At 70.9% G+C, this 11,999-nt stretch carries 12 protein-coding genes; all 12 read left to right on the forward strand.

The window, feature by feature from the left end; all coding sequences use genetic code 11:
* Positions 1-1,266, forward strand: a 1,266-nt coding sequence (locus VR44_RS23385) for a UDP-N-acetylmuramoyl-tripeptide--D-alanyl-D-alanine ligase (RefSeq protein ID WP_045949543.1), incomplete at its 5' end; no start/stop codon positions are given.
* A complete protein-coding gene (gene mraY / locus VR44_RS23390; RefSeq protein WP_045949544.1) occupies positions 1,263-2,333 on the forward strand; it encodes a phospho-N-acetylmuramoyl-pentapeptide-transferase in 1,071 nt (356 codons plus the stop codon). The genes VR44_RS23385 and mraY, both read left to right, overlap by 4 nt.
* Positions 2,315-3,772 (forward strand): UDP-N-acetylmuramoyl-L-alanine--D-glutamate ligase, encoded by a 1,458-nt coding sequence (gene murD / locus VR44_RS23395; RefSeq protein ID WP_045949545.1) that lies wholly within the window; start codon positions 2,315-2,317, stop codon positions 3,770-3,772. The genes mraY and murD overlap by 19 nt, the downstream gene beginning before the upstream one ends.
* 68 nt (positions 3,773-3,840) lie before the next feature.
* Entirely contained in the window at positions 3,841-5,202 is a 1,362-nt protein-coding gene (gene ftsW, locus VR44_RS23400) for a putative lipid II flippase FtsW (RefSeq protein ID WP_045949546.1), read from the forward strand.
* Between the two features lie 6 nt (positions 5,203-5,208).
* Positions 5,209-6,300, forward strand: coding sequence for an undecaprenyldiphospho-muramoylpentapeptide beta-N-acetylglucosaminyltransferase (gene murG / locus VR44_RS23405; protein WP_045949547.1), 1,092 nt, complete (start codon positions 5,209-5,211; stop codon positions 6,298-6,300).
* 23 nt (positions 6,301-6,323) lie between these two features.
* Positions 6,324-7,163 carry a cell division protein FtsQ/DivIB gene (locus VR44_RS23410; RefSeq protein WP_045949548.1) on the forward strand — a complete coding sequence of 280 codons (840 nt, stop codon included), beginning with the start codon at positions 6,324-6,326 and terminating at the stop codon, positions 7,161-7,163.
* Positions 7,164-7,444: 281 nt separating this feature from the next.
* Positions 7,445-8,647, forward strand: coding sequence for a cell division protein FtsZ (gene ftsZ / locus VR44_RS23415; RefSeq protein WP_045949549.1), 1,203 nt, complete (start codon positions 7,445-7,447; stop codon positions 8,645-8,647).
* A complete protein-coding gene (gene pgeF / locus VR44_RS23420; protein WP_094191860.1) occupies positions 8,644-9,375 on the forward strand; it encodes a peptidoglycan editing factor PgeF in 732 nt (243 codons plus the stop codon). The genes ftsZ and pgeF overlap by 4 nt, the downstream gene beginning before the upstream one ends.
* Before the next feature lie 3 nt (positions 9,376-9,378).
* Positions 9,379-10,098: a YggS family pyridoxal phosphate-dependent enzyme gene (locus VR44_RS23425; RefSeq protein ID WP_045949550.1), complete on the forward strand. Its 720-nt coding sequence runs from the start codon at positions 9,379-9,381 to the stop codon at positions 10,096-10,098.
* A gap of 149 nt (positions 10,099-10,247) precedes the next feature.
* Positions 10,248-10,865 (forward strand): cell division protein SepF, encoded by a 618-nt coding sequence (locus VR44_RS23430; RefSeq protein ID WP_045949551.1) that lies wholly within the window; start codon positions 10,248-10,250, stop codon positions 10,863-10,865.
* Between the two features lie 59 nt (positions 10,866-10,924).
* Positions 10,925-11,221 (forward strand): YggT family protein, encoded by a 297-nt coding sequence (locus tag VR44_RS23435; RefSeq protein WP_045949552.1) that lies wholly within the window; start codon positions 10,925-10,927, stop codon positions 11,219-11,221.
* Positions 11,222-11,303: 82 nt separating this feature from the next.
* Positions 11,304-11,999: DivIVA domain-containing protein (locus VR44_RS23440; RefSeq protein WP_045949553.1), on the forward strand; the 696-nt coding region annotated here is incomplete at its 3' end.

Genomic DNA, 11,999 nt, shown 5'->3' on the forward strand with positions numbered 1-11,999 from the left:
GGCCACGAGTACGCCGAGCGCGCGGTCGCCGCCGGCGCCGCCGCCGTCCTGGCCGCCCGGCCGGTCGGGGTCCCGGCGATCGTGGTCGACGACGTGGAGAAGGCGCTCGGCGCCCTGGCCCGCGCCGTCGTCGGACGGCTCGGCACCGACGTGGTCGCCCTGACCGGCTCGGCCGGCAAGACCTCCACCAAGGACCTGATCGCCCAGGTGCTCCAGCACCACGCGCCCACCGTGTGGACGCCGGGCTCCCTCAACAACGAGATCGGCCTGCCGCTCACGGCGCTGAAGGCCACCGCCGAAACCCGGCACCTGGTCCTGGAGATGGGCGCCCGCGGCATCGGGCACATCGCCTACCTGACCGGGCTCACCCCGCCGCGCATCGGCCTCGTCCTGAACGTCGGCACCGCCCACATCGGCGAGTTCGGCGGCCGCGAGGCCATCGCCCAGGCCAAGGGCGAGCTGGTCGAGGCCCTGCCGTCCGAGGCCGAGGGCGGGGTCGCCGTCCTCAACGCCGACGACCTGCTGGTGCGCGCGATGTCCGCCCGCACGAAGGCCCGTACGGTCCTCTTCGGCGAAGCCGAGGACGCGGACGTACGCGCGACCGAAGTGCGGATGACCCCCTCGGGACAGCCCTCCTTCACACTCCACACACCGACCGGGTGCAGCGATGTGACCTTGCGCCTGTACGGTGAGCACCACGTGTCGAACGCGCTCGCCGCGGCCGCCGTCGCCCATGTCCTGGGCATGTCAGTCGAGGAGATCGCCACCGCGCTCTCCGGGGCGGGCACCCTGTCCCGGTGGCGCATGGAGGTCACCGAGCGGGCGGACGGCGTCACGATCGTCAACGACGCCTACAACGCGAACCCCGAGTCCATGCGGGCCGCCCTGCGGGCACTGGCCGCGATGGGCGGCGCCGGCAAGGAGGGCGGGGGACGTACGTGGGCGGTGCTCGGTCCCATGGCCGAGCTCGGTGACGCGTCGCTGGCCGAGCACGACGCGGTGGGGCGGCTTGCCGTCCGGCTCAACGTGAGCAGGCTCGTGGCAGTCGGGGGCAGGGAAGCGTCCTGGCTGCAGCTGGGCGCATATAACGAGGGTTCGTGGGGTGAGGAGTCGGTGCTCGTGTCCGACGCGCAGGCGGCGATCGACCTGTTGCGCAGTGAACTGCGCCCGGGGGACGTCGTGCTGGTGAAGGCTTCCAGGTCGGTCGGTCTGGAGCGGGTGGCGCTGGCGCTGCTCCAGGGCGAGGGCGAGGTCGCCGGCCGATGAGGCAGATCCTGTTCGCCGGTGTCATCGGCATGTTCCTCACCGTCATCGGCACCCCGCTGCTGATCAAGCTGCTGGCCCGCAAGGGCTACGGCCAGTTCATCCGCGACGACGGCCCCCGCGGCCACGCGGGCAAGAAGGGCACGCCCACGATGGGCGGTATCTCCTTCATCCTGGCCACCCTCATCGCCTACGCCCTGACGAAGGTCATCACCGGCGAGTCGCCGTCCTTCTCGGGCCTGCTGGTGCTCTTCCTGATGGCGGGCATGGGCCTGGTCGGCTACCTCGACGACTACATCAAGATCGTCAAGAGGCGTTCGCTCGGTCTGCGGGCCAAGGCCAAGATGGCCGGCCAGCTGATCGTCGGCATCGCCTTCGCCGTGCTCGCGCTCCAGTTCAAGGACTCGCGCGGGCTCAGCCCGGCCTCGGAGAAGCTGTCGTTCGTCACGGACTTCGGCTGGTCCATCGGCCCGGTGCTGTTCGTGGTCTGGGCCCTGTTCATGATCCTGGCCATGTCCAACGGCGTGAACCTGACCGACGGTCTGGACGGCCTCGCCACCGGCGCCGCCGTGATGGTCTTCGGCGCCTACACCTTCATCGGCGTCTGGCAGCACCAGGAGTCCTGCGCCAACGCGGTGACCCTGACCAACCCCAATGCCTGCTTCGAGGTCCGCGACCCGCTGGACCTCGCGGTCGTCGCCTCCGCCCTCATGGGAGCCTGCTTCGGCTTCCTGTGGTGGAACACCTCGCCCGCCAAGATCTTCATGGGCGACACCGGCTCGCTCGCGCTCGGCGGCGCGCTCGCGGGTCTGGCCATCTGCTCCCGCACGGAGTTCCTGATGGCCCTCCTCGGCGGCCTCTTCGTGCTCATCACGATGTCGGTCGTCATCCAGGTCGGCTCCTTCAAGCTGACCGGCAAGCGAGTCTTCCGAATGGCCCCGCTCCAGCACCACTTCGAACTCAAGGGCTGGTCCGAAGTCCTTGTCGTGGTCCGCTTCTGGATCATCCAGGGCATGTGCGTGATCGTGGGTCTCGGCCTCTTCTACGCGGGATGGGCAGCGGACAAGTGACCCCCTGGCAGGACCGGAACATCACCGTCGCCGGCCTCGGCGTGAGCGGCATCAGCGCCGCCCGCGCCCTGGCCGGCCTCGGCGCAGTGGTGACCGTCGTCGACGGCGGCGACAGCGAGGGCCACCGGGCCCGCGCGGCCGAGCTGGAGGCCGAGGCCAAGGGCGTCACCGTGCGCCTGGGCGACGCCGAGACCCTCCCCGAGGGCACCGAGCTCGTCGTCACCTCGCCCGGCTGGAAGCCCGACAGCCCGCTGTTCGCGGCCGCGGCCGAGGCGGGTGTGGAGGTCGTCGGCGACGTCGAGATCGCCTGGCGGCTGCGCGGCGAGAACGCGGCCCCGTGGCTCGCCATCACCGGCACCAACGGCAAGACCACCACCACCCAGATGCTGGCCTCGATCCTGCGGGCGGCCGGTCTGGAGACCGCCGCCGTCGGCAACATCGGCACCCCCATCATCGACGTGGTGACCGGCGAGGAGCAGTACGACGTCCTCGCCGTCGAGCTCTCCAGCTACCAGCTGCACTGGGCGCCCTCCGTACGCGCCCACTCCGCGGCCGTCCTCAACCTGGCCCCGGACCACCTCGACTGGCACGGCTCCATGGAGGCGTACGCCGCCGACAAGGGCCGCATCTACGAGGGCAACACGGTCGCCTGCGTCTACAACGTCGCCGACCCCGCCACCGAGCGGCTGGTCGAGGAGGCCGACGTCGAGGAGGGCTGCCGGGCCATCGGCTTCACCCTCGGCGCCCCCGCCCCCTCCATGCTCGGCGTGGTCGACGGGATCCTCGTCGACCGGGCGTTCGTGCAGAACCGGCAGAAGAACGCGCAGGAGCTGGCGAGCGTCGAGGACGTCAACCCGCCCGCCCCGCACAACATCGCCAACGCCCTCGCCGCGGCGGCCCTGGCCCGCGCCTTCGGCGTCGAGCCGCGCGCCGTGCGCGACGGGCTGCGCGACTTCCGCCCCGACTTCCGCCCCGACGCGCACCGCGTGGCGTACGTGGACGAGGTCGACGGGGTCCGCTACGTCGACGACTCCAAGGCCACCAACACCCACGCGGCCGAGGCCTCCCTGGCCGCCTTCGAGCCGGTCGTCTGGATCGCCGGCGGCCTCGCCAAGGGCGCGACCTTCGACGAGCTCGTACGCAAGTCCGCGAAGCGGCTGCGGGGCGTGGTGCTGATGGGCGCCGACCGGGCGCTGATCGCGGAGGCACTGGCACGACACGCGCCCGAGGTCCCGGTGACCGACCTCGAACGGACCGACACTGGGGCGATGCTCGCAGCGGTCCGGGAAGCGGCCCGGCTCGCGGAACCCGGAGACACCGTCCTCCTGGCGCCCGCGTGCGCCTCGATGGACATGTTCGCGAACTACAACAAGCGGGGCGACGCGTTCGCCGACGCGGTGCGCGAACTCGCCTCCGGGAGCGCCGCGGACCCGGCCTAGCCGAGGGCGCCCTACAGGTTCCCTCCGGCCGGCTGCTCGCCCCGTACGAGTGGAGGGGAAGATCACAGATGCCGGCCAAACAGATGCTGCCGGGACGGCGGCCCTCCGCCGTCAAGGCGCAGGGCCGCAGACGCCCTGCCGCCGGTTCCGGGCGGCCCGCCCGGCGCGGGCCGCTGGAGCGGCTGAGGCGTACGCGGCGGCAGTTGACGAAGGCCTGGGACCGCCCGCTCACGGCGTATTACCTGATTTTCGGCAGCTCGCTGCTCATCACCGTGCTCGGCCTGGTGATGGTCTACTCGGCGTCCATGATCAAGGCCCTCCAGCTGGGCCTGGGAGACGCCTACTTCTTCAAGAAGCAGTTCCTGGCCGCCGCGATCGGCGGCGTCCTGCTGTTCGCCGCCTCCCGGATGCCGGTCAAACTGCACCGCGCGCTGTCCTACCCGGTGCTCGCCGGAACCCTCTTCCTGATGGTCCTGGTCCAGGTCCCCGGGATAGGGGTCTCCATCAACGGCAACCAGAACTGGATCTCCCTGGGCGGCCCGTTCATGCTCCAGCCCAGCGAGTTCGGCAAGCTGGCCCTGATCCTGTGGGGCGCCGACCTGCTGGCCCGCAAGGGCGACAAGGGGCTGCTGACCCAGTGGAAGCACCTGCTGGTGCCGCTGGTCCCGGTCGCCTTCCTGCTGCTCGGGCTGATCATGCTCGGCGGCGACATGGGCACCGCGATGATCCTCGGAGCCGTCCTGTTCGGCCTGTTGTGGCTCGCGGGGGCGCCGACGCGGATGTTCGCCGCGGTGCTCCTCTTCGCGGGTGTGATCGTCGCACTGCTCATCAAGACCAGCCCGCACCGCATGGACCGGCTCGCCTGCCTCGGGGCGACGGACCCGGGCAAGAACGACCTCTGCTGGCAGGGCGTCCACGGGATCTACGCCCTCGCATCCGGCGGATGGTTCGGTTCCGGCCTTGGGGCGAGTGTGGAAAAATGGGGGCAACTGCCCGAAGCCCATACCGACTTCATCTTTGCCATCACCGGTGAGGAACTGGGCCTGGCGGGGACGCTGTCGGTGCTCGCCCTGTTCGCGGCTCTAGGCTATGCGGGTATCCGCGTGGCCGGACGCACGGAGGACTCCTTCGTACGGTATGCCGCGGGAGGCGTGACCACCTGGATCACGGCGCAGGCCGTGATCAACATCGGTGCGGTGCTCGGTCTGCTGCCGATCGCAGGGGTACCCCTCCCGCTGTTCTCCTACGGGGGGTCCGCCCTGCTGCCGACCATGTTCGCGGTCGGACTGCTCATCGCGTTCGCGCGGGAGGAGCCGGCGGCGCGTGCGGCGCTCGCGATGCGACAGCCGAGAGCCGGCTGGAAGCGGAGCGGGCCGATATGGAAGTCGATGAGACGGCGCGTCAAGAGGCGTCCGTCCGGAGAGCGGTGAATTTCGGTGCATGTCGTACTCGCCGGTGGGGGGACCGCCGGCCACATCGAGCCGGCGCTGGCCCTCGCGGACGCCCTGCGCAGGCAGGACCCGACCGTGGGCATCACCGCCCTCGGCACGGAGCGCGGCCTCGAAACCCGCCTCGTGCCCGAACGCGGCTACGAGCTCGGGCTCATCCCCGCCGTACCGCTGCCCCGCAAGCCCACCCCGGAACTGATCACCGTCCCCGGCCGGCTGCGCGGCACCATCAAGGCCGCCGAGGAGATCCTCGTCCGCACCAAGGCCGATGTGGTCGTCGGCTTCGGCGGCTACGTGGCCCTGCCCGGCTACCTCGCCGCCAAACGGCTCGGAGTGCCGATCATCGTCCACGAGGCCAACGCCCGGCCCGGCCTGGCCAACAAGATCGGCTCCCGCTACGCGCACGCCGTGGCCGTCTCCACCCCCGACAGCAAGCTGCGCGGCGCCCGCTACGTGGGCATCCCGCTGCGCCGCTCCATCTCCACCCTCGACCGGGCCGCCGTACGCCCCGAGGCGCGGGCCGCCTTCGGCCTGGACCCCAACCTGCCCACGCTGCTGGTCTCCGGCGGCTCGCAGGGCGCCCGCCGGCTCAACGAGACCATCCAGCAGGCCGCGCCGACCCTCCAGCGCTCCGGGATCCAGATCCTGCACGCGGTCGGCCCGAAGAACGAACTGCCGCGTGTCGACAACATGCCCGGGATGCCGCCCTATGTCCCGGTACCGTACGTGGACCGGATGGATCTCGCGTACGCCGCCGCCGACATGATGCTGTGCCGCGCGGGCGCGATGACCGTCGCCGAACTCGCCGCCGTCGGACTGCCGGCCGCCTACGTACCGCTGCCCATCGGCAACGGCGAACAGCGGCTCAACGCCCAGCCGGTGGTCAAGGCCGGCGGCGGTCTCCTCGTCGACGACGCGGAACTGACGCCCGACTGGGTGCTCGGCCAGGTCCTGCCGGTGCTGTCCGATCCGCACCGCCTGTACGAGATGTCCCGCGCCGCCGCCGAGTTCGGCCGCCGGGACGCCGACGAGCTCCTCGTCGGACTCGTCCACGAGGCGATCGCGGCCGCACGCGGGTAACCGCCGACCCAGGAGGCACAGGAGTGGCCGGAGCGACGACGGCACGACGCGGAGCGTCCGGCCGGCCGGACGGGGGCGGCAAGGGCGCCGGCGTGCCCAAGCCGCCCCGGCCGCCCAAGTCGCCCAAGGGAACCGGCCCGCGCGGGTCCGGCGGCGGGAGACCGCGCCGGGTCCGCCTGCTGGTGACCCTCGCCGCCGCGGCGCTCCTCGCCGGCGGCGGCACCTGGGCCCTGTACGGGTCCTCCTGGCTGCGCGTCGAGAAGGTCACGGCCTCCGGCACCGAGGTGCTCACCCCCGAGCAGGTCCTCAACGCCGCGGCCGTGCCCGTCGGCGCGCCCCTGGTGAGCGTGGACACCGACGAGATCGCGAGCCGGCTGCGCGGCAGGCTGCCCCGCATCGATTCGGTCGATGTGGTGCGCGCCTGGCCGCACGGGATCGGACTGAAGGTGACGGAGCGCAAACCGGTCCTGCTCATCAAAAATGGCGCGGACTTCATCGAAGTGGACGGGAAGGGTGTGCGGTTCGACACCGTTGCGAAAGCACCCGTCGGCGTTCCGCTCCTCGAAATGACCGCGGACCGCTCGCCGAGCGCCCGCCGCTTCGACGAGGAGCGGCTGTTGCGGGAGGCGGTGGGCATCGCGGGAGGCCTTCCCGACGCAGTCGCGAAGGAGACGCTGCAGGTCAAGGTACGGTCGTTCGACTCGGTCGTGCTGGAGCTGACGAAGGGCCGCTCCGTGGTGTGGGGGAGCGGCGAACTGGGTGAGGCCAAAGGCCGGGCGCTGACCGCCCTGCTGAAGGCCGCGCCCAAAGCCGACCACTTCGACGTGAGCGTCCCCACGGCCCCGGCGGTGTCCGGGAGTTGACGTCGGGTCGAGGCCCGACGCACCCTGGTTGGCCACCGATACGGGTGATCACATAGGGTGAAAAGAAAAACGGGAGGTTCGGCGTGTTCGTTGAACACGCGCTACTTGTCGACTTAGTGTCCTGTTCGGAAGAGTCCGAGGAACAGACACACCCCTAACCCTAAACTTCAGGGTTAGGGTTCGGGTCGGCGCGTACGGACCGTCCCGCATTTTCGGCATCAGTCGTCGCACCGCAGGCCCGCGAGGCGGCGACACGTAACTCGAGGCGAGAGGCCTTCGACGTGGCAGCACCGCAGAACTACCTCGCAGTCATCAAGGTCATCGGTGTCGGCGGCGGTGGTGTCAATGCCATCAACCGAATGATCGAGGTCGGTCTCAAGGGCGTCGAGTTCATCGCCATCAACACCGACGCCCAGGCGCTGTTGATGAGCGACGCCGACGTCAAGCTCGACGTCGGCCGCGAACTCACCCGGGGCCTCGGCGCCGGAGCCAACCCGGCCGTCGGCCGCAAGGCGGCAGAGGACCACCGCGAGGAGATCGAGGAGGTCCTCAAGGGGGCCGACATGGTCTTCGTCACCGCCGGCGAAGGCGGCGGCACCGGCACGGGCGGCGCACCCGTCGTCGCCAACATCGCGCGCTCGCTGGGCGCCCTGACGATCGGCGTGGTCACCCGCCCGTTCACCTTCGAGGGTCGGCGCCGCGCGAACCAGGCGGAGGACGGCATCGCCGAGCTCCGCGAAGAGGTCGACACCCTCATCGTCATCCCCAACGACCGCCTGCTGTCCATCTCGGACCGCCAGGTCTCGGTGCTCGACGCCTTCAAGTCGGCCGACCAGGTGCTGCTCAGCGGCGTCCAGGGCATCACCGACCTCATCACCACCCCTGGTCTGATCAACCTCGACTTCGCCGACGTCAAGTCCGTGATGTCCGAGGCCGGCTCGGCCCTGATGGGCATCGGCTCCGCCCGCGGCGACGACCGCGCCGTGGCCGCGGCCGAGATGGCGATCTCCTCGCCGCTGCTGGAGGCGTCCATCGACGGCGCCCGCGGCGTGCTGCTCTCCATCTCCGGCGGCTCGGACCTCGGTCTCTTCGAGATCAACGAGGCCGCGCAGCTGGTGAGCGAGGCCGCGCACCCCGAGGCGAACATCATCTTCGGCGCCGTCATCGACGACGCCCTCGGCGACGAGGTCCGCGTCACGGTCATCGCGGCCGGCTTCGACGGCGGACAGCCCCCGGCCCGCCGGGACAACGTCATCGGCGCCGCGTCCACCAAGCGCGAGGAGCCGGCCCCCGCGCCGGTCCGCGCGCCCGAGCCGGTCCGCCCGGCCTTCGGCGGACTCGGCACCGTGACCCCGCGCGAGGAGCCCCCGGCCCCGGTCGAGCTCCCGGTCGAGGCCGCGCCGGCCCCGCCGCAGGTCCCGACGGCCCGGCCCTACCAGGACAGCCCGGCCGAAGAGCTGGACGTTCCGGACTTCTTGAAGTGACGCTGGAGCAGCATCACGAGAGCGGCGCCCACTTCGCCTTCACCGACCGGTGGGGCGGGGTGAGCGCCGTTCCGTACGAGGAGCTCAATCTCGGCGGCGCGGTCGGCGACGACCCGGCCGCCGTTCGCGCGAACCGGGCGGCCGCCGCGAAGGAGCTGGGCATCGACCCGGACCTCGTGGTCTGGATGAACCAGGTGCACGGGCGGGACGTGGCCGTGGTCGACGGCCCCTGGGGGCCGGCCGCCGACATCCCCTCGGTGGACGCGGTGGTGACCGCCCGTCGGGGGCTCGCCCTCGCCGTGCTCACCGCCGACTGCACCCCCGTGCTGCTGGCCGACCCCGTCGCCGGGGTCGCCGCGGCCGCCCACGCCGGGCGGCCCGGGCTGGTCGCCGGTGTGGTGCCCGCCGCCGTCGAGGCGATGGTGGGCCTCGGCGCCGACCCCGCGCGGATCGTCGCCCGTACCGGACCCGCCGTCTGCGGGCGCTGCTACGAGGTGCCGGCCGAGATGCGGGAGGCGGTCGCCGCCGTGGTGCCGGCCGCGTGGGCCGAGACCAGCTGGGGGACGCCGGCCGTCGACGTGGTCGCCGGGGTGCACGCCCAGCTCGCGGAGGCGGGGGTGCCGCAAGGTCACCGCTCCCCGGTCTGCACACTGGAGTCGCGGGACCACTTCTCGTACCGCCGCGACCGGGTGACCGGGCGGCTTGCCGGATATGTCTGGTTGGAATGACTGATGACGGATCGTAAGTCCGAGCTCGCCGCGAACCTCGCGCGGGTGGAGGAGCGGATCGCGTCCGCCTGCGAGGCGGCGGGCCGGAAGCGGGAGGAGGTGACCCTCATCGTGGTCACCAAGACCTACCCCGCGACCGACGTACGCCTGCTGGCGGACCTGGGGGTCCGTCATGTGGCGGAAAACCGGGACCAGGATGCCGCCCCCAAGGCGGCGGCCTGCGCGGATCTGTCGTTGAACTGGCACTTCGTGGGCCAGTTGCAGACGAACAAGGTCCGTTCCGTGGCCGGATACGCGCACGTGGTGCAGTCGGTCGACCGGCCGAAGCTCGTCACGGCGCTCTCGGCGGCGGCGGTGGACCGGGGGCGCGAGATCGGCTGCCTCGTGCAGATCGCCCTCGACGCCGAGTCGGGGGAGCGCGGGACCCGGGGCGGCGCCGCACCCGAGCAGATGGCCGAGTTGGCGGACCTCGTCGCCGCCGCGCCGGGGCTGCGGATCGACGGTCTCATGACCGTCGCCCCCCTCGCCGGGCGCTACGCGGGACGCGAACAGGCGGCCTTCGAGCGGATGATGGAATTGTCATCCGGCCTGCGCGCGGCCCATCCGGCTGCCACGATGGTGTCGGCGGGAATGAGCGCCGACCTGGAACAGGCCGTCCTGGCCGGTGCGACACATGTACGCGTCGGCACTGCGGTACTCGGCGCGAGACCCCGGCTCGGGTAACGTCGCGAAGAAAGTCGGACCACAGCAGAAAATATGGTCATTTCCGCAGATGAGCGGACAGACCACGTGGATCGCGGGCAGTTGGTGACTTTGGTGACACAGCGACACCTGCGACAGGGCGATCCACCACAGAGCGGAGGACTCGGAGAATGGCCGGCGCGATGCGCAAGATGGCGGTCTACCTCGGCCTCGTGGAGGACGACCGGTACGACAACCCGGGGTACGACCCCGACGACGAATTCGAGCCCGAGCCGGAGCCCGAACGCCCCCGGGAGCGGGAGCGGCGGCAGCAGCCCGTGCACCAATCGCCCGTAACGGACGAACCGGTACGAGCGGTGCAGCCGCCGGCGCCGCGCGAACCCCTCCCAATTCCGTCAGAAAACGGACGTCCCGCGCGAATTGCCCCCGTGGCATCCATCACACCTGACCGCACCAACCTGGAGAAGAACGCCCCCGTGATCATGCCCAAGGTCGTCTCCGAGCGGGAGCCGTACCGCATCACGACGCTGCACCCCCGGACCTACAACGAGGCCCGTACCATCGGGGAACACTTCCGTGAGGGCACTCCGGTGATCATGAATCTCACGGAGATGGACGACACCGACGCGAAGCGTCTGGTCGACTTCGCGGCCGGCCTCGTCTTCGGTCTGCACGGCAGTATTGAACGCGTGACACAGAAGGTGTTCCTGCTGTCGCCTGCTAACGTCGATGTCACGGCGGAGGACAAGGCCCGCATCGCGGAGGGCGGGTTCTTCAACCAAAGCTAGACCGATCCGTCAGACACGGGACCGGGAACAGAGCGGGAACAGGGGAGAGGGAAGCGCGGATGGGCATCGCACTAGACGTGGTCTACATCGCGCTGTCGTGCTTCCTCATCGTGCTGATCTTCCGACTGGTCATGGACTACGTGTTCCAGTTCGCACGTTCATGGGCACCCGGCAAGGCGATGGTGGTCGTTCTGGAGGCCACCTACACTGTCACCGATCCACCGCTCAAACTGCTTCGGCGGTTCATCCCGCCGTTGCGTCTCGGGGGCGTGGCGCTCGACCTGTCCTTCTTCGTTCTGATGATCATCGTTTACATCCTCATCAGCTTCGTAAGAGCTGCTGCGAGCAGCGTGTGAACGATGAGCTCCCCCGCGCCTGCGGGGACAGTCCCGATACGGTCCTGCCGACTGCCGACGACTACGTAGAGGTGAAGAAGACATGCCGCTGACTCCCGAGGACGTGCGGAACAAGCAGTTCACGACCGTCCGCCTGCGAGAAGGCTATGACGAGGACGAGGTCGATGCCTTCCTCGACGAGGTCGAAGCCGAGCTGACGCGCCTGCTGCGCGAGAACGAGGACCTGCGCGCGAAGCTGGCCGCCGCCACGCGCGCCGCCGCGCAGAGCCAGCAGCAGGCCAACATGCGCAAGCCGGAACCCCAGGACCAGCGAGGCCCGGGCGCCCCCGTGCCGGCGGCCATATCCGGCCCGCCGCAGCAGCAGCAGCCGCAGATGGGCCCGCCGCAGCTGCCGGGCGGCCAGCCCCAGCTGCCCCCGGGCCCCGGCGGACACGGACCGCAGGGTCCGGGCCCGATGGGCGGCCCCATGCAGCAGCAGTCCATGGGCGGCCAGCACCCGATGGCGCCGCAGCAGCAGATGGGCCAGCAGCCCATGCCGCAGCAGATGCAGCAGCAGTCCATGGGCGGCCAGAACCAGCTCGGCCAGCCCATGGGCCAGCAGATGCAGCCCATGGGGCAGCAGATGCAGCCGATGGGCCAGCAGATGCAGCCCATGCAGCAGCCGCAGCTCCCGCAGCAGGGCCCCGGTGGCGACAGCGCCGCCCGCGTCCTGTCCCTCGCGCAGCAGACCGCCGACCAGGCGATCGCGGAGGCCCGCTCCGAGGCCAACAAGATCGCC

This window comes from Streptomyces katrae (genome assembly GCF_000966975.1).
Lineage (GTDB): Bacteria > Actinomycetota > Actinomycetes > Streptomycetales > Streptomycetaceae > Streptomyces > Streptomyces katrae.